The organism is Roseovarius litorisediminis, assembly GCF_900172295.1.
Classification (GTDB): domain Bacteria; phylum Pseudomonadota; class Alphaproteobacteria; order Rhodobacterales; family Rhodobacteraceae; genus Roseovarius; species Roseovarius litorisediminis.
In genome coordinates, this window is record NZ_FWFL01000006.1 from 225227 (window position 1) to 245164 (window position 19938).

The window sequence follows — 19938 nt, forward strand, 5'->3', positions numbered from 1 at the left end:
GTCCCTTCTGACAGCTTGATCACAACTCACATTCAAACTATTATATGTTTTACCAAACCGTCAATCGGAACAATCATGCGTCTGCTGTTTGCAATCCTGGCCACGTTATTGCTGGTGTACACCTTTTACAGCCCTGCGCGCGCAGGTGAGCTGGTAATGATCGAGCGTGACGGCTGCCACTGGTGTGAACGCTGGAATACCGAGATCGCGCATATCTACCCCAAGACGGACGAAGGCAAACGCGCGCCCTTGCGCAGGGTGAATATCAGTAACCTGCCTGATAACATAATATTTGCGTCTCGTCCGATCTTCACTCCGACCTTCATACTGGTTGAGAATGGACAGGAACTGGGCCGGGTCGAAGGCTACGCCGGGCCTGATTTCTTCTGGCACCTTCTGGGGCAGTTGCTGAACGCCCATCCCGGCGCCACGGGTCTGGCAGGATAGCATGGCGCCCCGCCCCGATACCTCGTTGCCCGTGTTCATTCCGAACATGCCCAGAGAAGAGATAGATCTGTTGGCCACCAGCGCCTGCCACGCCGCCGCGTTTCTCAAAGCCATCAGTCACGAAGGCCGTTTGATGATCCTGTGCCATCTGGCCACGGGCGAAAAAACCGTGACCGAGCTGGAAGAATTGTTGTCCGCCCGGCAAGCCGCTGTTTCACAACAACTGGCACGGTTGCGATCCGAGGGGCTGGTCAGCCCCCGCCGCGAGGGCAAGGCGATCTTTTACCGTTTGACAGATCAACGCGCCATCCGAATACTTGATGTGGTTTACGATCTGTTCTGCAAAGACAGCTGAGTCCAAACACCTAACCCGCCTTGATGCATCCGGAGAACAGCCATGTTCGACACCATTACCGAAGACGCGGCCCTGGTTGCCATGATCGGGTTTGCGGGTGGCGTGCTGCTGGGGCTTGCAGCACGGCTGGGGCGTTTCTGCACCCTGGGCGCGATCGAGGACTTTCTCTATCAGGGCAGCGATATTCGGCTTCGCATGTGGATACTCGCAATTGGCATCGCGGGTCTTGCCTCGTTTGGCTTGGTCAGCGCCGGAGCATTGGATCTGACGCAAACGGTTTACTACCTCACCCCGTGGTCGCCTTTGGCCAGTATCATTGGCGGGCTGCTTTTTGGCTATGGCATGTCGCTGTCCGGCAATTGCGGGTTTGGCGCTTTGGCCCGGTTCGGCGGGGGTGATCTGCGATCGTTCGTTATTGTCATCGTCATGGGCATCGCTGCTTACGTGATGCTGTCCGGCCCCCTTGCCGCCCTGCGCGTGCGCTTTACCGACATGACGACTTTTGACACCATCACACAAGGCTATGCAGGGCTGCTGTCTTCAACAACAGGCCTGCCCCTTGCCCCCAGCGGTCTTTTGATAAGCCTGTTGATCGCTGTCGCCGCCCTTTTTTCAAAAACGTTTTTGAACAACCGAAAAGCAGTCCTTTGGTCAGTGATCGTCGGCTTGGCGATTGCCAGCGGTTGGGCAGGCACCAATTGGGTTTCCTATCACGGGTTCGGATCGGTACCAGTGGTCTCGCATACCTTCTCGGCTCCCTTGGGTGAGACCATGATCTTTGTCATGACGTCCAGCGGTGGCGGAATCAGCTTTGGTGTTGGCTCGGTCTTTGGTGTGCTGACCGGCGCGTTTATCGGCAGCCTGATCAAGGGCCATTTCCGGTGGGAAGCCTGCGAAGACCCGCGCGAACTCAAGCGTCAGATTCTTGGTGCCGTCTGCATGGGCTTCGGCGCGGTCATCGCGGTCGGCTGCACCATTGGTCAGGGCATTTCAGCCTTTTCCCTTTTAGCATTCAGCGCGCCCATCACGTTTGCCGCAATCTTTGCCGGGGCGGCCATCGGCCTGCGTCAGTTGATCACCGGCTTTGCCTCTGCCTGAAGCCTGCGCCGACCGCATGTACCAGCAATCTTGGCACCCGCAAAGCCAACGCCTTCAGGATATGCTCGTACTCGATCTCACCTGCCATCAGCCGCAAGTAATCTTGCCGAAGGGTTGAAGACCTTCGAAATGTTGTCTCAAACGCGCCTTCAAGGGCAGGCAAAAACACCACCGGCCTGATCCATCGTGCCATCCGCAGTGCGCGATGAATCCCAACCAGACGCCGCCTGTAGCCCTCCAGCGCCGTTGCTGGGGCATTATTGCTTAGACTGTCTACCGCAGACAAAGCCGCCAGTTTCCCGCTTTTCAGTGCATAGGCGATCCCCTCGCCTGTAATAGGGTCCACCAGCCCTGCCGCATCACCACACAACAGCATAGCGTCACGCCCCGGCACTTTCCTGAAATCCCCAAACGGCAGAAACTGGCCTTTGAACGCTTTCGGCGCGCAATCTATTCCCAGTTCCGTCAGATATTCTGCCATTGCCGTCTTCATGTCGGGGTTCCGCGCCATCAGCCCCCCCACGCCAACAGTCGTGCTGCAACGCTTGGGGAAGGCCCAGCCATAGCCCCAGCGGGCAGCGGCAAAGTCAATCCGGAGCGGCGCCTCGGGGTTGATGTGATCACCCGTCGCCTCGATCTCCAGACCGAAACCAATCCTGGTGCGATCAAACGACTGCCCAAACAAGGCCTTGGCGACACTGCTGTTGGCGCCGTCCGCACCGATTAACACCCCATAGCGGATCGTCCGCCCATCCTTCAGTCCCAGAAATTTGGCGTTCAAATTGATCTCGCTGATCTGGCACCCGGTAAAATCCCGGGTGCCTGCCGCTATTGCCTTGGCACAGATCAGATGGTCCATGTCCCATCGCATCGCCATACACAGTGCAGGAGCGTCATTGATCAGCCCTACAGAGCGTCCGCGAAACCGGAAATCCACCACCGTTTTACGGTCCTGAGGTTCAAACGGCATTTCTTCGCCAAATATCTCGTGGTAATAACGCCTGGCCCGTCCGGTGATCAGCCCACCACACAGCTTGTTCCGCGGAAAGGTTTTCCTGTCGATCAGCGCGACCTGAAGCCCGGCCCGTGCGGCCGTAAAGGCAGCCGCACCGCCTGCCGGCCCGGCCCCCACAACCACAACATCAAAAACCTGATCCGTCATGTCCAATCCCGCAGGCCCCAGCCAGCATGGATCAGGCATAGCGCTGCCTCAGCTTGCGGGCAAGGCATCTCGCCGGATCATCGTGCGCAGGGCAAAACTTGACCGCATCGACCGGATACCGGGGATTTGCATCAACCCGTCCTCCAGAAACCGGTCAAACCCTGACAGGTCGGCAGCCACCACTCGAATCATTACATCCCGCGTGCCGGTCATGAGATAGCATTCCATCACCTCATCAAACCGCTTAAGTGCCTTTTCAAATGCCGCAACCGCGTCCCGCGATTGCTTTTCCAGTTCCAGGAAAATGAAAACATTCAGCGGGAGACCCAGTTTTTCCTGATCCACCCGGGCGGAATACCCGGTGATCACACCCTCCGCTTCCAGCCGCGCGATTCGTCGTGCACAGGGGGTGGGTGACAGACCCACGGCTTCGGATAAATCCCCAAGCCGCTGACGCCCGTCGCGTTGCAACGCCACAATGATCTGCCGGTCAATCTTGTCCATAACCTCTAATTTTCCTCCATAAATTAGGTATTATCCCTAATTTTTTCCACTTCCTTACATGTATTCGCTGTTTTTTCGCGCAAGGCCAGATCTATCTTGCGCATAGGGAGGACCAGCCATGCTGACACGACTTTCATCCACCACCCACGAAGGGTTGTACCGCGTCGACGACGCAGCCAGTGGATTGCGCGGCTTTATCGCGCTCCATTCAACCCGGCTGGGCCCGGCAGCGGGTGGCCTCAGGATGCGAGTCTACGACAATGATCAGGCGGCAATTGACGACGTGCTGAACCTGTCGCGCGGCATGAGCTACAAAAACGCCGCTGCCGGCCTGCCGCTTGGCGGCGGCAAGGCCGTGATCCTTGGCGATCCGCGCACCGAAAAGACGCCCGAAAAACTGCGTGCCTTTGGCCGGGCGATTGACGCCTTGCAAGGCCAATACTGGACCGCCGAGGATATGGGCATGGCCCCTTCGGACATGGCGGAACTGGCAAAGGAAACCCGCTTTGTCGCCGGGCTTGATAGCGGCAATCACGCCAGTGGTGATCCGTCACCAGTGACGGCGCAGGGCGTTTTCAACGCCATGCTGATCGGTTCGGAAAAGCAGTTCGGCAACAAGGATCTGACGTCCCGCCGCGTGGCCGTGCAGGGGCTGGGCCATGTCGGCTGGCATCTCTGTCGTCTGCTGCAAGCAGCGGGTGCCCATCTGATCGTCGCGGACATGGACCCTGTTGTCGTGGCTGATGCCGTGCAGACCTTTGGCGCCGACGTTGCCGCGCCGTCAGACATCCACCAGACCCAGGTCGACATTTTTGCCCCCTGCGCCATCGGCGGCATCCTCAACAACCATACAATTCCGCAAATCAACGCCCGACTGATCGCAGGAGCAGCCAACAATCAACTGGCCAGCCCGGCCGACGCAGACGCGCTGCAGGATCGCGGCATCCTTTATCTGCCAGACTATGTGGCCAATGCTGGCGGGATCATCAACGTCGCAGCCGAAATCCTGCAAATCGAAAATCGCCAGAAATGGGTCGACGAAAAACTGACGGCCCTCAATGCAACAATGGCCCGTATCGTGATCCGCGCCGCGGCCGAAGGCATCAGCCCGGCACATATGGCGGACCGCACGGTTGACGACATGTTGCTGAAGGTCGCCATCTGACGGGATTTATACCATCACTGTCATCTCATCTTTTTACCGGGCGGATCAAACGGTAGAAACTCGACCACGCTTTGCTTGACCGGAGACGGGTAAAGTTTCATCAGCGACAGAATCTCGGGGGGCATATCGACAGTGATCGGCAATCCCAGTTCCGTCGCCTCATGAGGCGTCAGGGCATAGTCGTGGGTCCACTTGCCACAAGTCAGCGTCGCGGCCAGTTCTTCGGCTCTGTCCTGCGCCATGCGCGGCGTCATGATCTCGATCGCGCCACGCCTGACCTGCGCTATCGCCTTGTCACTGACATCTGCCAGCACCAGAGCGATATCCGACACATGCTCGATCGGCTTTGCATCGCGCGCCGCCACCACCGACGCGGCTGAGATCCCCATGATCTGCGGATCAATCGGACCCAGCATTGAAAACTCCCCCATCACGATCTCATCCGCCGCCATCGCAATCAATGTGCCACCGGACATTGCATAGATCGGCACAAAAACCGTTACCTTGGCGGGATGGGCCTCGACCGCGCGGGCAATCTGCATCGCAGCAATCACCAGCCCGCCCGGCGTGTGCATCACCAGATCAATCGGCATGTTATCCGGCGTGGCCTTGATTGCTGATATAATGCTTTGGGCATCTTCCAGATCGATATGGTTCGACATGTTAAAGCCAAACAAGCTGCGTTTTTCCTGTCTGTGGATCATGGTGATCACCCGGCTGCCACGCAACCGCTCAATCACCCGGATCGCCTGCACCCGACGCAACGCGAAAACGCGCCCCATCAGAATGGGCTGCAACATCATCACGATGAAAAAGATGAAAAAAAGGTTTGGAAGGCTGAACTCCATGGTGTGCTCTACTCGAATCTGGGGCACCACCAAACTTGGGCGATGTGACCCAAGTGTTGCAGCTATGGGTGATCTTGTGAATTGAAAACTCTGGCCAGATGCGGCATTGATCCCAAAAGGCAACGGCAAGCGCGGTCGACAAGAGGGTCACATCCCCGGAGACCGCCAGGGCAAACGAGGCAAGAGCAATGAAACAGGTCGTTATCCTGGGGTTGGTCCTTCTGCTGGCGGGCTGCGGCGGATCAAACAGATTCAAAAGTCCAGGCAACAGCAGAACCACCCCCGCAACCGTGTCCAGACTGGCCCCGGTTTCCTATGGCCCGATCAGCAAGGCGTGTCAGGCCTCGGACCGCAAGGCGCGTTCGCGCCAGCTGTGCGGATGCATTCAGGCCGCCGCCGACCAGACCCTCAACAGCGCCCAGCAAAACCGCGCCGTTGCATTCTACAACAATCCGCACCTGGCACAGGAAATCCGGCAGTCCGACCGGTCATCAGATGAACGGTTCTGGAAAGCGTATTCCAACTACGCCGATCACGCCAAGGCGCTTTGCAGCTGAAACGCTTCAAGCCTTCAGCCGGTAACCCCGCGCCAACATCAGCCAGGCGATAAGACAGACCACCAGGGTTGATCCCACACCAACCCCCAGGCTTAGCAAGGGGTTACTGTCGGACACCCCGATAACCCCATAGCGCGCGCCGTCAATCAGATAGAAGATCGGGTTGAAATGGGTGATCGCCCCCAGTACCGGCGGCAACGCATCCACGGAATAGAACGTGCCCGATAAAAATGCCAGGGGCGTAACGATGAAATTGGTGATCGCCGCCATCTGATCAAACTTGTTGGCGTAGATGCCCGCCAGAATGCCCAAGCCACCCAGAAACGCCGAGCCAAGGATGACGAAAGACAGCGCCCAGACCGGATGCTGGATGCCGATCCCCAGAAAAACCAGCAGGCCCAGCCCGATGGCCATCGCCACCAGCAGCCCGCGCCCGACCCCGCCCGCCAGATAGCCCAGCACCAGTTCTCCGGCGCTCAAGGGCGGCATCAGCGTATCCACAATATTGCCCTGAACCTTTGAGATCACGATCGAAGACGAGGTGTTGGCAAAAGCATTCTGAATAACCGCCATCATCAAAATACCGGGTGCTAAAAACGTGGTGAAACTCACCCCCATCACATCACCGCGGCGCGGGCCGATGGCGATGGTGAAGATCAGCAGAAACAATCCCGCCGTTACCAGCGGCGCCAGTAATGTCTGCGTCCAGACCGCCATGAAACGACGCACCTCGCGTGAGGCCAGAGTGCCAAGGCCCAGCCAATTGACCCGCCCAAAGCGCCGCGCACCCATTTTGACGCCGTCTGCCATACTTTACCCTTCGCTGAAACGTGATTCGATGCCTTGTATCTCAGGCCGCAGTGATTAGAATAGGGCCTTGACCCAATTTACAAGGCGGCAGACCAAGCCTCTGCCGCCTTTTGAGATAAGGAAGCCCTGTTATGTCGTGGAACGACGAACGCGTTGAACTGCTGAAAAAAATGTGGGGCGAAGGCCAGTCCGCCAGCGTTATTGCCAAAGAGCTGGGCGGCGTGACCCGCAATGCCGTGATCGGCAAGGTGCATCGCCTTGGCCTGTCGAACCGCAACGGTTCGGGCGGTTCTGCCGACAGCGGCAAATCGAAAACCGCCGCCAAGACCGAGACCAAGGCAAAAGCTGCCCCCAAGGCGGCCAAACCCGCCACCAAGGCCGAACCGGCAAAAGAGGCATCTGTACCCTCGGCCCCGGTGACCCGGATCAAGCCGATCATACCCGCAGGTCAGCCGCTGCCGCCGCAACCCTCGGCCAACGAAATTGACCCGGCCGCTCTGGCCAAGGTCAGCGAGATCGAAAAGAAGGCCAAGAAACTGTCGTTGATGGAGCTGACCGAACGGACCTGCAAATGGCCCGTTGGCGACCCCGCTACGCCGGATTTCTGGTTTTGCGGTCTGCCGGTCCAATCCGGCAAACCCTATTGTGAGGCCCATGTCGGCGTCGCCTTCCAGCCGATGAGCAGCCGGCGGGACCGCAAGCGCTGAGATTTTTTCAGGCAAGCCGTTATTAAGCGGAGTGCGCCGTCGCGCACACTGGTTCTATGATTGGGCACCCCTTGGCAGGCGATCCCGTAGCGCAGCCATTCCTGTGACTGTGGCAAGGGTTGCGCCGCCCCGGGCCGGAAATTTTCTGCCCGAAAAAGGCAAACCGGACGCCTGCACCTCTTTTGATCCGGCTTAGATATTTCTTCACTCTTCCCGATCTATCATCCCGCAACTGCCTTGTGAGGGATGGAATGACCGACGCAACACAGCTTGCCCGCCTGTCATCGTCAAAACCTTTGACAGGTGCCGCCCGCCTGACCCGCAAGCAAAAGGCGGCAATTATAGTGCGTTTTCTGCTGAACGAAGGCGCTGATATTCCATTAAAAGACCTGCCCGATCCGCTTCAGGCCGCACTGACCACTCAGATGGGATCAATGCGCTATGTCGACCGCACGACATTGGCTGATGTCGTCGCCGAATTTGCCGCCGAGCTTGAGGCCATGGGCCTGACCTTTCCACGCGGGGTAGCTGGTGCACTTTCCGCACTGGATGGACGCATCAGCCCGCAAACCGCCACCCGCCTGCGCAAAGAGGCTGGCGTTCGACAGTTTGGCGACCCCTGGGAACAGGTACGCAGTGCCAAGATCGAAGCGCTTTTGCCGATCGCCGAACAGGAAAGCACAGAAGTGGCCGCCGTCATGTTGTCTAAGCTGGATGTGGCCCATGCCGCCGCACTGCTGGGCAAGCTGCCCGGCGACAAGGCCCGGCGCATCACCTACGCAGTTTCACAGACCGAAGCAGTCACACCCGATGCGGTTGACCGGATCGGGCTGTCGTTGGCCGCACAACTACACGACGTGCCCGAAACCGCCTTTGAAAGCGGTCCGGTTGAAAGGGTAGGTGCAATCCTGAATTATTCGCCGGCCATTACCCGTGATGACGTACTGGCGGGGCTCGATGAAACCGACATGGATTTTGCGAGCCTTGTGCGCAAGGCCATCTTTACCTTCGCCAACATCCCTGAGCGTCTGAACCCGGTAGACATACCAAAAGTCACGCGCGAGGTAGATCAGGCTGTTCTGGTCACCGCCCTGAGCGCGGCCTCGGGGGGCGATCTGGCTTCTGTCGCAGATTTTCTGCTTGAGAATATGTCCAAACGCATGGCCGAGACCATCCGAGAAGAAATTCAGGAACTGGGCAAGGTAAAAATCAGGGTTGGTGAAGAGGCCATGACCGAAGTTGTCAATGCCATTCGCACGCTTGAAGCAGGCGGCGAGATCACTCTTGTCCTCCCGGATGACGATGCTGATGCCGAAGAGGGCGAAGGTTAAAGCGCGACCACAACAACTCGGTTTTCGCAGGTTGATTCAGGTCATGGCAGCCTTCCCAAAAAAGGTTTCCAATTGGCTCTGCGCAATCGCGCCTTAGGTCCTTTGGACCACTGAGAGGAACTAAAATGAAACCGACACTTACAATAGCATTTACAATAACAGCGTTGACAGCGTTTCCAGCATTTGCAGACGGCGACCTCAGCCGTGCCAATGTGATTGATGTCCCCATGGAGATGGGTAGCAACGACAACGGCATGTATTTCAAGCCCGATAATTTCGAGTTCGTCACCGGCCAGGCCTATAAGTTGATCCTGACCAACGTGGACGAGATCAAACACGAAGTGTCCCTGAACGAAATGACCGAACGTATTTTCACTCGCAAGATCGAAGCGGCTGACAACGAGGGTAATCTGATAGCCGAAATCAAGGGCCATATCCGCGAGGTCGAGGTCGGCCCCGGCAAAACCGTTGAATGGTTCTTTGTTCCGGTCCAGCCCACTGGCGGCCCGGTTGAAATCACCTGTGAAATCCCTGGCCACCTCGAGGCTGGGATGCGCGCCAGTTCAGTCGTCAACTAACACCCTCAGGGGGCGCCGTCAGGCGCCCCCTGAGGCAGCGATTTTTTAGCCCAAAGACTGTAGACAGGCCCGCGCGGGCGCCATACGATCCCGGCATGAGTGATACAGATGGTCGCCGCTGGCATGACATGGGCGGATTACCCGCCGGAGCAATCCCGCAAGACGGGCATGATTTCGCGCTTTGGGAAAAGCGCATTGATGCACTGATGGTACTTTGCGGCGGCAAGGGGCTATTCACAGTCGATGGCCTGCGCCGCGCGCTTGAGGACATGGGCGAAGACGCCTTTGAAAAACACAGCTATTATGAACGCTGGATCGCCGCAGTGAACCAGAACCTGATCGAGGCCGGGGTGTATTCGCTGGAAGAACTGGGCCAGAGAATGGCCGCCGTCAGCAGGCGTGGCGCCACCTATGGCGAGGCGCAGGATGGCTGACAGGGTTCGTGTCAAATCCATGATGCCGCCGGGCCACGTGCGCGCACCTGCCTATTTGCGCGGCAAGACTGGTTATATCGAACGCCCGCTCGGGGCCTTTGGCAACCCGGAACAATTGGCTTACGGTCTAAAGGCAGACAAGAAACCACTTTACCGGGTGCGTTTCACCATGGCCGAAATCTGGGGTGACGATGCCGAAAACCCCAGCGATACGCTGGACGCCGAAATCTATGACCACTGGCTGGAAAGGCTCTGATCCATGCCGCATGATCACCACGACCATTTTCATCACGAAGGTCTCAGCCCCTCGGGCCATCCCTACCGCAGCGACAATGACGAACCGCTGTCCTATTGGCAATGCATGGAAATTGCTGTGCGCGAGCTCCTGATCGAAAAAGGCCAGATCACCCCGGCCGAGATTGCCGTACAGATTGACGCGATGGATGCCCGCAGCCCTGCCAATGGTGCTGCCGTGGTGGCGCGTGCCTGGGTTGATCCGGCGTTCAAGCAGCGTTTGCTGGACAACGCCGGGGACGCCAGCCGCGAAATGGGATTTGATATCGGCCCGCTGAACCTGATCGCGGTGGAAAATACCGCAGACACCCATAACCTGATCGTCTGTACGTTGTGTTCGTGTTATCCCCGAAACCTGCTGGGCCTGCCACCTGACTGGTACAAAACCCGCGAATACCGCAGCCGCGCCGTACGCGAGCCGCGCGCCGTGCTTCGGGAATTCGGCGTTGATCTGCCCGCTGGTACCACCGTCCGGGTTCACGACAGCACCGCCGACATGCGCTATATCGTCCTGCCCGCCCGGCCCAACGGCACCGACAGCATGACCGAGACGGAACTGGCCAGCCTTGTCACCCGCGACAGCATGATCGGTACCGGCCTGCCCCGGCAGCCCTGATACACTTGTGATCAAACCCCGGCAGGCGTATGTCTTGCGCCAAACACTCAAGGCAGCGAAGTGATGAGCGACAAACCAAACCCTTTACTGAAACGCGCCTCTGACACAGCCGTGGGCATGGCCATGTACGCGCCCATCGCGCTGTGCAAACTGCTGCCCTATCGCTGGCGTGTGCCTTTTATGGGTTGGTTGACCTCACGTATCGTGGCGCCGATCGCCGGATATGACAAACGTGTGCGTGAAAATCTGGCCTACGTGCTGCCCGACATGCCAAAGAAGGACGTCAAACGCCTTATGCGCACGGTTCCTGACAATGCCGGGCGGAACATGATCGAGCTATACTCGGCCACCGAGTTTTCCGAAAGAACCCGTCACTCGCGTGTCCATGGACCCGGTGTTGACGCGATTCGCGCTGCACGCGAGGCAAATCGCCCTGTCATTTTTGTTACCGGCCATTTCGGCAGCTTCAACGCCGCCCGCGTGGCAATGATCGAGCAGGGTTTCGAGATGGGCGTGTTTTACCGACCGATGTCAAACGACTGGTTCAACAGGCGTTATATCGCGGCCATGGGTGCGCTCAGCCAGCCGATGTTCGAACAGGGACGCCGCGGCATGATCCAGATGGTCAAACACCTGAGGTCAGGTGGGGTTTTGGCGATACTGACAGATCTCAACGCCCATGACGGCGTGCCGCTGGATTTTTTTGGCAAACCGGCGCTTTCCCCGCTGGCCACTGCCGAGTTGGCCCTGAAGTTCGATGCACCTTTGGTACCAGTCTGGGGTATTCGTGCTGAAAACGGAATTGATTTTGAAATTCTGGTGGAAGAACCCGTTCCCCCCACCGATCCGGCCACAATGACCCAAGAGGTCAACAACCGGCTTGAAGCGCAGGTCCGCAAGCGTATGGATCAATGGTTCTGGATTCACCGACGCTGGAAAGACGGCATCGGCCCGATGGCTGATCGTGGCGCCAAACAATTGGCCGAGATGCAGCGCAAGGGCTGAAAAACTACGATATCAGCGAAGCCCTTTGTGGCGGATGCTGCATAACACAACAACAGCGCACCCCGACATCCTTCAGGGACCCATACCCATTCGCAGCCGGTGAACTAAATCGTTTCTATTTAAACCTGAGCCGGGGGTAAATGGAAATGCAGTGAAACATACAAATGTTGCGGGCGTTTCGATAAAAATTCGTGATTCAAGTTTTTATCGAAGCGCTTTAGCTGCCCTGAAATTCAAACCCATTTCGCCATTGGCGGCAGGCTCATCAACACCGCGTCGGCATCATGGCCCGTGGCCAGGCCAAACTTGGTGCCGCGGTCATAGACAAGGTTATATTCCGCATATAGCCCGCGATGAACCAATTGCGCATCCTTGTCCGCGTCGCTCCACGGCTGCACCCGGCGCTTTTCGACCAAAGGCGCAAAGGCGGGTAGAAACGCCCGGCCGATATCCTGGGTCAGCGCAAAATCCGCCTCCCAATCGCCCGAGTTCATGTCGTCCATGAAAATTCCGCCCACCCCGCGTGCGCGATGCCGGTGCGGGATGTAAAAATACTCGTCCGCCCAGTCTTTCAGACGCGGGTAATGCGCCGTGCCGTGCGGATCCAGATGCGCCTTTTGAACGTTGTGAAAATGGGCTGTGTCCTCGGCGTATTCAATACAAGGGTTCAGGTCTGACCCACCGCCAAACCACCAGGCATTCGGTGTCCAGAACATTCGCGTGTTCATGTGCACCGCCGGGCAGTGCGGGTTCTGCATATGCGCCACCAGACTGATACCGCTGGCCCAGAAACGCGGATCCTCCTCAATTCCAGGCACCCCTCGCGCCGCCATCGCGCTTTGTGCCGCAGCCCCCAAAGTCCCGTAAACTTCCGAGACATTGACACCCACTTTTTCAAACACCCGACCACCGCGCATCACGCTCATCAGGCCACCCCCGGCATCAGATCCATCTTCACTGGCGCGTTTCGTTTCGCTGACCTCGAACCGCCCGGCGGCAGCCTCGGATAGCGGCCCGTCAGAATGGCTGTCCTCCAACCCCTCAAAAGCCGCAACAATCTGGTCGCGCAGCGCCCTGAACCATGCCGCGGCACGGGCCTTTTCTTCGATGAATTCAACAGTCATATCAGGTCTTTCCAAGATTTTCAGCCGGGGCACAACTACCTGTAAAAGCGGGCAGGAACACCCTAGTGAGCGGGCGCAATTACCGGGTCCAGCAAAGACCGCCCGCCGTCCAGGGTCATGATCTGCCCGGTCATAAAGCCAGATCCGTCACAGGCCAGATATTGCACAGCCTCGGCCAGTTCCGCAGGCGAGGCGATCCGTCCAAGCGGCGTGCGGTCCTCAATATCAGACCGGTAACCGCGATTTTCACGCAAGGAATCCTTGAGCGAGGCACTCATGACCGACCCGATCGCCACCGCATTCACCCTGATCCTGTGTGGGGCCAACGCCACTGCCAGACTCCGTGTCATTTGGTCCAGCCCCGCCGCCGCCACCGAATAGGCCAGCAAATCAGGATGGGCCAGCCGTGCGGAGATCGAAGAAAGATTCACGATTGTTCCGGCCATCCCTTCCTCCTGCCCCTCGGACTGCTTGATCATGCGCCGGGCTACCTGCTGGCTCAGCCGCAACGCCGTTATCAGGTTTTGCTGCAACAGCACCTCAACCGCGTCATCATCGGGGTTCAACGGGTCTGACGGCAGTATCTGCCGCGAGGCATTCACCAGAATGTCCACCTGATCAAACGCATCTATCGTGGCCGACAGAAGATTGGCCTGTGTCAGCTTTTCGCGCAGATCACCGGCGAAATACCGGATGTTGCCTTCATCGGCATTCTGACCCAGTTCCTTGATAAGACGTTTCTCGTCCATGTCTGCAAAGACGACATTCGCGCCTTTATCAGCAAAATGCCGGCCAATTGCCAACCCGATGCCATTGGCCCCGCCAGTGACAATCGCCGTTTTGCCCGAGATGGAAAATGACATTAGCGGGCCTTTCCCGTTGATTCTGTCTGTTGCAAGCTAAGCGAATTCAGCGCCGCTTGCGAGACGGTCGCGCCCCACGCAGAATTTTGAACCGATTGTTGCCGGTCACTTCCTCGACCTGCCCGAAACAGCCTGCCATCGCGGCCTCATAGGGCAGATGCCGGTTGGCTACCAGCCACAGTTGCCCCGATGGCTTCAGCATGTCTGCCGCCGCCGCGATGAACGCCCGGCCAATTGACGGGTCCGCAGTGCGTTCGGTGTGAAACGGAGGATTCATGATGACCGTATCCAGCGCAGTCTCGGGCTTCCAGCGGGTCGCGTCCTCCCAATGCAGCTGCGCACGCGGATCCGCGATGTTGCGCCGTGCGCAGGCCAGCGCTGCGTGATCGGCTTCGACCAGATGCAGCTCTTCGATGCTGTCGCGGTCCAGCGCACGGGCACTAAGATACCCCCAGCCACCGCCCAGATCGGCCACCCGCGCGCCCAGCTTGGTGGGAAGATGTGCCGCCAGCAACTCCGAGGCCGGGTCAATCCCGTCTGCCGAAAATACCCCCGGCGCGGTCAGAAAACCGCCTTCGATTTCGGCGGGCCCGTCCGGCGCCCAGTCTTCAAATCCCGGACCTGCGGTAAACCAGAAAATCTTGCCATGCGCCTTCGACAGCGGGGCGGAAACATCTGCCCGCTTCCGGCAGTCTTTCAGCACCGATTCCACCCCGTCGGTCTTGGCCCCGTCCACAATCACCGGCCCGTCAGTGACCGATGCCGCCTGCGCCACAAGGGCCCGCGCCAGCGCCTTGGCCCGTGGCAAACAGACCAAAGCCGCGCTGTAGCGCCCCTCGGGCGCGACATCACACTCAAAACCCAGACCACCAAACGCGTCATGGTCCGGCTTGAACCCGGTCAGCACATGCACCCGTTCGCGCGGCAACGCCGACAGGTCCATCCCTGCGCGTGGGCCAAAAACGGCGATCCGGCCGACTTCCGGCAAGTCTACGTCACCCGTACCAAGGGCAATTGTGAGGCGTGATTTTTCTGCCAAGTTATTCTTTTTCCATAGTGCATTGCAGCGGATGCTGGTGCTGGCGGGCAAAGTCCAAAACCTGTGCCACCTTGGTCTCGGCAATTTCGTGGCTGAACACCCCAACCACGGCCAGACCCTTTTGATGCACTGTCAGCATGATCTCGAAGGCTTGCGCGTGGTCCATGCCGAAGAACCGCTCCAGCACCGCCACAACAAATTCCATCGGCGTATAATCATCATTCAACAGCAGCACCTTGTACAAAGGTGGCCGTTTGGTTCGAGTGCGCGTCTCAACAACAACCGAGGTATCGTCGTCGTCATCGTTGGCGCCCATATGAATGCGGGTCTTGTCCATGTCTCTCGCTAAATCTTTGACGTGGCAGGTTCTGACCGGTCTATATAACCCCTGCGCTGTAATAGAAAAGGGGCTTGGCCGCTCCAGGCACATTTCCCACAACGCAAGAGCGGGCATTCCCGGCCTCAATACCATGACAGCCCCCTGAAATTCGCCAATCGTTCGGCGTAAAAATGCCATCAACCGTCTACTGGAACAGCTTCAGCAGTTCTTTCTTGGCCTTGTCTTCCAGCTTTTCCTTCAACGCATCCTCAACCGACTGGTCCTCTTGTGTCGTCACACCCAGTTCTTTTTCGATCGCCTTGTTCAGCTCATTTTTGGCCTTGGCTTTCAGTTCCTTCTTTTCTTCCTTGAGATTAAGATCCAGCGCCTTTTCCAGATCCGGCGTAATCCGTGGATTTGACCACGGTCCACGAATACGCACCGGAATCGCCAGCCCGCGTTTGTTTTCCCCCTCCAGCAAGGTAGGCGTAAACAGATAGTCGATATCTCGGGCCCCCAACCCCACGCGTCCCTTGCCTCTGGCCTTGGCCAGTGGCAGCGACATCAGCAAATCATTGTTGGTCAGGTTTCCACCAGCGATATTGAACGTAGCCCCCATGGAATCAAAGACGGTCGTCCCGCCCGTCACGCTGCCCGACCGCATCAGCTTGTCCAGATCAAAACCGCTGATCACGCCGCGCCCGGACTTGACAGCACCACTGCCATTCAGGCTGTTCATGATAGCGTGCACCGAATTACCCACGCCCAGAAACTTTAGATTACCATCGGCCTTTGCAGCGAAACGCCTGATATCCATTGCGTCTGCCAGAAAGGTCTCAAGGTTAATACCACTGGCATTCATCTGCCCGCCCACAGACAGACCCGACCGGTTGTTGGCGACAAATTCTCCGGTCAGCAGGCCGTCATAGGCGCGAACCTCACGCAATTCGAATACCGCGCGCGACTGATCCAGCTTCATCAGTGTGCGGGTTTTTCCCAGCTTCAGATCGCCCAGATTGATGCTGTCAGCGACCAGCGCCACCTCGCCATTGGCCAACGCCAGCCCGCTGGCATCAATCGGCGCTTTCGACCAGCCGCTTTCGGCCGCACCGCCACCGCCCGAGGCCCCGCCGCCGCCATTGCTGTCAGCGCCCGCCAGTTTCGACAGGTCCAGCGCCCCGGCATTCAGCTGCGCATTCAGCCGCGGCACATCTTCATCCAGAAATACATCCGCAGCCCCGGTCATCTGGTTGCCGCCCAGCCCCAGAACCATTTCTCGCAGCGACAAGCGCATGTCTTCGGTCAGCGTGATATCAGCCTTGGCATTCAGCGACCGGCCCAACCCCTTGGGGATGTCCACGCCGCCAATGCCCAATGCTGTCAGAAATCTTGCGGTGCTTTCCAGGTCAGCCGTCAACCGGCCACTCACCTGCGGCTGAAACCCTGCGCGCCCGTCAAAACTTACCTTACCCCCCGGCCCTGTGACCGTTGCGGTGATATCCGACACGCCACCTTCAAGGAAGTTGGCAACCTTGTCCAATCTGCCCGACAAGCTGATCGTGTCCCCCACAGGCCGGGCCGAAGCGTCGAACGTCGCCGCCCCCAGATAATCCGGCCAGCGCAGGTCAAAATCCATGTCCTTGAAGACAGTTGTCTTGCCTGCTTTGTGGTCTTTGTAGGTCAGCGCCGCATCGGTTATCAGCGCCCGGTCCAGCGTCAGCGCCAGTGGTACCGAACGCGCCGGTGTGCCACCATCCGACTGACCCGAAGGCGCCACGCCCTGCACCCCAAGCTCCCAGTTCACCCGGCCATCCCGGGCCTTTTCCAGCAGGATACGCGGGTTCACCGCCTCAAGACCGGTGATCCGGATATCGCCGCCAAACAGCGCTTTGGGCTCCACCCCCACTTTCAGGCTTTCGGCCTGCAGCATGGGGCCGCCATCCGACCACCCGGCATTGGCGACCTCAACCCGGCCCGTGGAAACGCCCAGCACCGGGTAAAAGCTGATCTTGGTCTCGCCACTCATCGTGACCTCGCGGCCCGTGGCCTTGCTGATCTGCTCCGCCGCGATCTTCGCAATCCGGTCGCCCGGCAACAACAGCAACGACACAACGGCCACCACCGCCACCACAACAATCAGCCCGATCAGACGTACCACCCAACGCATACCGTTCTCCCATGCTCTCTGGTTGAAATGTAGGGCGCTGCACCCGCATCAACAACCGCTTTTGTCCTTCCCGGCAAGGCCCCGGCACGTTATATCGCGCGACATGAGCACCAATCCCCCCGATCTGCGCCCCGATCTGGCGCGCGCCCGCATTGCCAACCAACCCCGCAAAGGCCAGCCCACCATCGGCATGGTCAGTCTTGGCTGTCCCAAGGCGCTGGTTGACAGCGAACGCATCCTGACCCGCCTGCGCGCCGAAGGTTATGGCATATCCCCCGACTATACCGGCGCCGATGCCGTGATTGTGAACACCTGCGGCTTTCTGGATAGTGCCAAGGCGGAATCGCTGGATGCGATCGGCGAGGCTTTGACCGAAAACGGCCGCGTCATCGTCACCGGCTGCCTGGGGGCCGAGCCGGATTATATCCGCGAACATCACCCCAGGATTCTGGCTGTCACCGGCCCGCACCAGTACGAACAGGTACTTGATGCCGTGCACGCCGCCGTGCCGCCCTCACCCGATCCCTACATCGACCTGCTGCCCGCCTCGGGCGTCAGCCTGACACCGCGCCACTACAGCTACCTCAAGATATCCGAGGGCTGTAACCACAAGTGCAAGTTCTGCATCATCCCCGACATGCGCGGCCGCCTTGCCAGCCGCCCCGCCCATGCCATCCTGCGTGAAGCCGAAAAACTGGTCGAAAACGGGGTGCGTGAATTGCTGGTCATCTCACAGGATACGTCGGCCTATGGCGTTGATATCAAACACGCCACCGATCGCGGCCACCGTGCCCATATCACCGATCTGGCACGTGATCTGGGATCGCTTGGCGCATGGATCCGCCTGCATTACGTCTACCCCTACCCGCATGTGCGCAACCTTATTCCGCTGATGGCTGACGGGCTTGTGCTGCCCTATCTGGATATCCCGTTCCAGCACGCCCACCCGGATACCCTCAAACGGATGGCCCGCCCGGCGCATGGGGCCAAGACCCTTGATGAAATCGCCGCCTGGCGCACCATCTGCCCCGATCTGACCCTGCGCTCTACCTTCATCGTCGGCTATCCCGGCGAAACCGAGGCCGAATTCCAGACCCTGCTCGATTGGCTGGACGAGGCGCAACTGGATCGCGTCGGCTGCTTCAAATACGAAAACGTTGCTGGCGCGCGCTCAAACGCCCTGCCGGGCCACGTGGCAGAAGAGGTCAAACAAGACCGCTGGGATCGGTTCATGGAAAAGGCGCAGGCCATCTCCGAGGCCAAACTCGCCGCCAAGGTCGGTCAGACCATGGACGTCATTGTGGATGACATCGACGAGGATGGCATCGCCACCTGCAGAACCCGCGCCGACGCCCCCGAGATCGACGGCAACCTGTTTATCGACGAGGGTACCGAAGGGCTTTCAGTTGGCGATATCGTCTCGGTCGAGGTGGACGAGGCGGGGGAGTATGATTTGTGGGCAAGTCAGACGAGAACATAAAAGATTTTTTGGGCTACGCTGATTGTTTTCGGCAGATGCAGGCTAAAATCTCAGACGGTGTTAGCGCCCAATGGCACGATCTGGATGAGGACATTCTGAACGCCAATGAAGCCGCACTATCTGTTCTGAATTCGGTTCTGGCCCGAAAAGCCGGAATTTGTATAATTTCGATAACTGATGAGGATAAAAATCGAGCTTCAGTTCATGCTGATTTCGTAAAGAGCATAAATGCTGTGGAACATTGCCTAAAACGAGGACTTTACGGCGCTGCAGCAACGCTTATTCGAAGAGAGCACGAAGCAGTCAACAATTGTTATGCCTATAGAAAAGGGAAACAAAAGGACGGTAAAAACCCTCATATTAAACCGCACAAGCACTTGGACGATGTGTATAGGTCCCTGACAGACGTCGCGCACAATGCCAAGCGCGATGCCATGCTCTACCTGTCCGGCGGATCCCCTGCAAACTTAGATCCTAAATTCAACAAAGATTATGCAGAATGGTTATTGCTGACACATATTCATTGCCTCTGTTCCGTTGCTATGGACATGACGCACAAAGCAGAGTTTTCTGCAGATCAACCTTTCTCTGGAGAAGAGGAATTCTTTTTAGCGTGCGCGCTAGGCGTTTTGACGGCAAAAAAATATTTGGTTTTCGAATAGCAAAGGTGGCTGTATTAAACCAACCAGTCCCAACAAAGCACAGCGCTCGACCCTGGGTGGGTGCGAAGCGCCCTCCCTTGGGGAGGGTCGGGCGCTGCCCGGCGGCGCGGTGCGCCTTGAATCCGGGCAATGGGGTTCGTCCGCTCAGGGCTCAGAACAGACCTTCGCGCAAAACGAGTGGGGTTATGTCCAGCCTTGGGTAGGATGCAAAGCTCCCTCCCACTCTTGCTTAATATGGAAGGGTCGGGCGCTGTCCGGGTCGCCTGCGAACCGGACCTGAACCTCGATACCCAAAACCCACACCGCATTACGTTCCCCAACGGAAACAATGTTTTGACGCGAATTTTCTGGCTTTAAGGCAATGTTTGCGCTT

23 protein-coding genes are annotated in these 19938 nt (G+C 58.3%); 14 read left to right on the forward strand and 9 right to left on the reverse strand.

Annotation, left to right across the window (positions count from 1 at the left end; genetic code table 11):
• Nucleotides 1-75 precede the first annotated feature (75 nt).
• From PEL8287_RS13090 to PEL8287_RS13100, 3 genes are read left to right on the forward strand one after another with little or no spacing between them, the layout of a single operon-like run.
• Nucleotides 76-447, forward strand: a complete 372-nt coding sequence (locus PEL8287_RS13090) for a thioredoxin domain-containing protein (protein ID WP_085892861.1) — start codon at nt 76-78, stop codon at nt 445-447.
• 1 nt (nt 448) lies between these two features.
• Nucleotides 449-802, forward strand: a complete 354-nt coding sequence (locus tag PEL8287_RS13095; protein ID WP_139837797.1) for an ArsR/SmtB family transcription factor — start codon at nt 449-451, stop codon at nt 800-802.
• A 42-nt stretch (nt 803-844) separates the two neighbouring features.
• Nucleotides 845-1900, forward strand: a complete 1056-nt coding sequence (locus tag PEL8287_RS13100; protein ID WP_085892862.1) for a YeeE/YedE family protein — start codon at nt 845-847, stop codon at nt 1898-1900.
• Here PEL8287_RS13100 and PEL8287_RS13105 read toward each other — a convergent pair.
• Nucleotides 1878-3101 carry an NAD(P)/FAD-dependent oxidoreductase gene (locus PEL8287_RS13105; protein WP_235862300.1) on the reverse strand — a complete coding sequence of 408 codons (1224 nt, stop codon included), beginning with the start codon at nt 3099-3101 and terminating at the stop codon, nt 1878-1880. The two genes, PEL8287_RS13100 and PEL8287_RS13105, sit on opposite strands and share 23 nt — an antisense overlap.
• Nucleotides 3102-3110: 9 nt before the next feature.
• Nucleotides 3111-3566 carry an Lrp/AsnC family transcriptional regulator gene (locus PEL8287_RS13110; protein WP_085892863.1) on the reverse strand — a complete coding sequence of 152 codons (456 nt, stop codon included), beginning with the start codon at nt 3564-3566 and terminating at the stop codon, nt 3111-3113.
• A 118-nt stretch (nt 3567-3684) separates the two neighbouring features.
• Here PEL8287_RS13110 and PEL8287_RS13115 point away from each other — a divergent pair, with 118 nt between their 5' ends.
• Nucleotides 3685-4731 (forward strand): Glu/Leu/Phe/Val family dehydrogenase, encoded by a 1047-nt coding sequence (locus tag PEL8287_RS13115; RefSeq protein WP_085892864.1) that lies wholly within the window; start codon nt 3685-3687, stop codon nt 4729-4731.
• Nucleotides 4732-4751: 20 nt separating this feature from the next.
• Here the strand turns inward: PEL8287_RS13115 and PEL8287_RS13120 are convergent, their stop codons facing one another.
• Complete coding sequence (locus tag PEL8287_RS13120; protein WP_085892865.1) at nt 4752-5579, reverse strand: SDH family Clp fold serine proteinase; 828 nt, start codon at nt 5577-5579, stop codon at nt 4752-4754.
• Nucleotides 5580-5767: 188 nt separating this feature from the next.
• Here PEL8287_RS13120 and PEL8287_RS13125 point away from each other — a divergent pair, with 188 nt between their 5' ends.
• Nucleotides 5768-6136 carry a hypothetical protein gene (locus PEL8287_RS13125; RefSeq protein WP_085892866.1) on the forward strand — a complete coding sequence of 123 codons (369 nt, stop codon included), beginning with the start codon at nt 5768-5770 and terminating at the stop codon, nt 6134-6136.
• 6 nt (nt 6137-6142) lie between these two features.
• On the opposite strand, the gene PEL8287_RS13130 is transcribed toward PEL8287_RS13125, so the two are convergent.
• Nucleotides 6143-6946 carry an ABC transporter permease gene (locus PEL8287_RS13130; RefSeq protein ID WP_085892867.1) on the reverse strand — a complete coding sequence of 268 codons (804 nt, stop codon included), beginning with the start codon at nt 6944-6946 and terminating at the stop codon, nt 6143-6145.
• A gap of 131 nt (nt 6947-7077) precedes the next feature.
• Between PEL8287_RS13130 and PEL8287_RS13135 the strand changes: the two genes are divergently transcribed.
• The 7 genes from PEL8287_RS13135 (at nt 7078) to PEL8287_RS13165 (ending at nt 11911) form a co-directional block, all read left to right on the forward strand.
• Nucleotides 7078-7653, forward strand: coding sequence for a GcrA family cell cycle regulator (locus PEL8287_RS13135; RefSeq protein WP_085892868.1), 576 nt, complete (start codon nt 7078-7080; stop codon nt 7651-7653).
• A gap of 251 nt (nt 7654-7904) precedes the next feature.
• The gene (locus PEL8287_RS13140; protein ID WP_085892869.1) at nt 7905-8984 is read left to right on the forward strand and encodes a flagellar motor switch protein FliG; all 1080 of its coding nucleotides are present in this window, start codon (nt 7905-7907) and stop codon (nt 8982-8984) included.
• A 125-nt stretch (nt 8985-9109) separates the two neighbouring features.
• Nucleotides 9110-9562, forward strand: a complete 453-nt coding sequence (locus tag PEL8287_RS13145; RefSeq protein WP_139837798.1) for a cupredoxin domain-containing protein — start codon at nt 9110-9112, stop codon at nt 9560-9562.
• Between the two features lie 95 nt (nt 9563-9657).
• A complete protein-coding gene (locus PEL8287_RS20465) occupies nt 9658-9996 on the forward strand; it encodes an SH3-like domain-containing protein (protein WP_268877825.1) in 339 nt (112 codons plus the stop codon).
• Nucleotides 9989-10252, forward strand: coding sequence for an SH3-like domain-containing protein (locus tag PEL8287_RS20470; RefSeq protein ID WP_085892871.1), 264 nt, complete (start codon nt 9989-9991; stop codon nt 10250-10252). The genes PEL8287_RS20465 and PEL8287_RS20470 overlap by 8 nt, the downstream gene beginning before the upstream one ends.
• A 3-nt stretch (nt 10253-10255) precedes the next feature.
• Nucleotides 10256-10906, forward strand: coding sequence for a nitrile hydratase subunit alpha (nthA, locus tag PEL8287_RS13160; RefSeq protein ID WP_085892872.1), 651 nt, complete (start codon nt 10256-10258; stop codon nt 10904-10906).
• A 63-nt stretch (nt 10907-10969) separates the two neighbouring features.
• Nucleotides 10970-11911, forward strand: coding sequence for a lysophospholipid acyltransferase family protein (locus PEL8287_RS13165; RefSeq protein ID WP_085892873.1), 942 nt, complete (start codon nt 10970-10972; stop codon nt 11909-11911).
• Between the two features lie 233 nt (nt 11912-12144).
• On the opposite strand, the gene hemF is transcribed toward PEL8287_RS13165, so the two are convergent.
• From hemF to PEL8287_RS13190, 5 genes are all read right to left on the reverse strand, one after another.
• A complete protein-coding gene (gene hemF, locus PEL8287_RS13170) occupies nt 12145-13035 on the reverse strand; it encodes an oxygen-dependent coproporphyrinogen oxidase (protein ID WP_085892874.1) in 891 nt (296 codons plus the stop codon).
• A gap of 62 nt (nt 13036-13097) precedes the next feature.
• Nucleotides 13098-13898 (reverse strand): SDR family NAD(P)-dependent oxidoreductase, encoded by an 801-nt coding sequence (locus tag PEL8287_RS13175; protein WP_085892875.1) that lies wholly within the window; start codon nt 13896-13898, stop codon nt 13098-13100.
• A 46-nt stretch (nt 13899-13944) separates the two neighbouring features.
• Nucleotides 13945-14937, reverse strand: a complete 993-nt coding sequence (locus PEL8287_RS13180) for a class I SAM-dependent methyltransferase (RefSeq protein WP_235862301.1) — start codon at nt 14935-14937, stop codon at nt 13945-13947.
• 1 nt (nt 14938) lies between these two features.
• Nucleotides 14939-15274, reverse strand: coding sequence for an ATP-dependent Clp protease adapter ClpS (gene clpS / locus PEL8287_RS13185; RefSeq protein ID WP_085892876.1), 336 nt, complete (start codon nt 15272-15274; stop codon nt 14939-14941).
• Nucleotides 15275-15461: 187 nt separating this feature from the next.
• Nucleotides 15462-17423 carry an AsmA family protein gene (locus tag PEL8287_RS13190; RefSeq protein WP_085892877.1) on the reverse strand — a complete coding sequence of 654 codons (1962 nt, stop codon included), beginning with the start codon at nt 17421-17423 and terminating at the stop codon, nt 15462-15464.
• A 103-nt stretch (nt 17424-17526) separates the two neighbouring features.
• Between PEL8287_RS13190 and rimO the strand changes: the two genes are divergently transcribed.
• Together rimO and PEL8287_RS13200 are read left to right on the forward strand one after the other, a co-directional pair.
• Entirely contained in the window at nt 17527-18903 is a 1377-nt protein-coding gene (gene rimO, locus PEL8287_RS13195) for a 30S ribosomal protein S12 methylthiotransferase RimO (RefSeq protein WP_085892878.1), read from the forward strand.
• The gene (locus PEL8287_RS13200; protein WP_085892879.1) at nt 18879-19565 is read left to right on the forward strand and encodes a hypothetical protein; all 687 of its coding nucleotides are present in this window, start codon (nt 18879-18881) and stop codon (nt 19563-19565) included. The genes rimO and PEL8287_RS13200 overlap by 25 nt, the downstream gene beginning before the upstream one ends.
• Nucleotides 19566-19938: the final 373 nt, after the last annotated feature.

Bases quoted from the DNA above. Each gene is read 5' to 3' on its own strand.
- PEL8287_RS13105 (WP_235862300.1), bottom strand. From the start codon at position 3,101: ATGCCTGATCCATGCTGGCTGGGGCCTGCGGGATTGGACATGACGGAT.
- PEL8287_RS13110 (WP_085892863.1), bottom strand. From the start codon at position 3,566: ATGGACAAGATTGACCGGCAGATCATTGTGGCGTTGCAACGCGACGGG.
- PEL8287_RS13090 (WP_085892861.1), top strand. From the start codon at position 76: ATGCGTCTGCTGTTTGCAATCCTGGCCACGTTATTGCTGGTGTACACC.
- rimO (WP_085892878.1), top strand. From the start codon at position 17,527: ATGAGCACCAATCCCCCCGATCTGCGCCCCGATCTGGCGCGCGCCCGC.
- PEL8287_RS13115 (WP_085892864.1), top strand. From the start codon at position 3,685: ATGCTGACACGACTTTCATCCACCACCCACGAAGGGTTGTACCGCGTC.
- PEL8287_RS13140 (WP_085892869.1), top strand. From the start codon at position 7,905: ATGACCGACGCAACACAGCTTGCCCGCCTGTCATCGTCAAAACCTTTG.
- PEL8287_RS13130 (WP_085892867.1), bottom strand. From the start codon at position 6,946: ATGGCAGACGGCGTCAAAATGGGTGCGCGGCGCTTTGGGCGGGTCAAT.
- PEL8287_RS13125 (WP_085892866.1), top strand. From the start codon at position 5,768: ATGAAACAGGTCGTTATCCTGGGGTTGGTCCTTCTGCTGGCGGGCTGC.
- PEL8287_RS13145 (WP_139837798.1), top strand. From the start codon at position 9,110: ATGAAACCGACACTTACAATAGCATTTACAATAACAGCGTTGACAGCG.
- hemF (WP_085892874.1), bottom strand. From the start codon at position 13,035: ATGACTGTTGAATTCATCGAAGAAAAGGCCCGTGCCGCGGCATGGTTC.
- PEL8287_RS13100 (WP_085892862.1), top strand. From the start codon at position 845: ATGTTCGACACCATTACCGAAGACGCGGCCCTGGTTGCCATGATCGGG.
- PEL8287_RS13190 (WP_085892877.1), bottom strand. From the start codon at position 17,423: ATGCGTTGGGTGGTACGTCTGATCGGGCTGATTGTTGTGGTGGCGGTG.
- PEL8287_RS13120 (WP_085892865.1), bottom strand. From the start codon at position 5,579: ATGGAGTTCAGCCTTCCAAACCTTTTTTTCATCTTTTTCATCGTGATG.
- clpS (WP_085892876.1), bottom strand. From the start codon at position 15,274: ATGGACAAGACCCGCATTCATATGGGCGCCAACGATGACGACGACGAT.
- nthA (WP_085892872.1), top strand. From the start codon at position 10,256: ATGCCGCATGATCACCACGACCATTTTCATCACGAAGGTCTCAGCCCC.
- PEL8287_RS13135 (WP_085892868.1), top strand. From the start codon at position 7,078: ATGTCGTGGAACGACGAACGCGTTGAACTGCTGAAAAAAATGTGGGGC.
- PEL8287_RS20470 (WP_085892871.1), top strand. From the start codon at position 9,989: ATGGCTGACAGGGTTCGTGTCAAATCCATGATGCCGCCGGGCCACGTG.
- PEL8287_RS13095 (WP_139837797.1), top strand. From the start codon at position 449: ATGGCGCCCCGCCCCGATACCTCGTTGCCCGTGTTCATTCCGAACATG.
- PEL8287_RS20465 (WP_268877825.1), top strand. From the start codon at position 9,658: ATGAGTGATACAGATGGTCGCCGCTGGCATGACATGGGCGGATTACCC.
- PEL8287_RS13165 (WP_085892873.1), top strand. From the start codon at position 10,970: ATGAGCGACAAACCAAACCCTTTACTGAAACGCGCCTCTGACACAGCC.
- PEL8287_RS13175 (WP_085892875.1), bottom strand. From the start codon at position 13,898: ATGTCATTTTCCATCTCGGGCAAAACGGCGATTGTCACTGGCGGGGCC.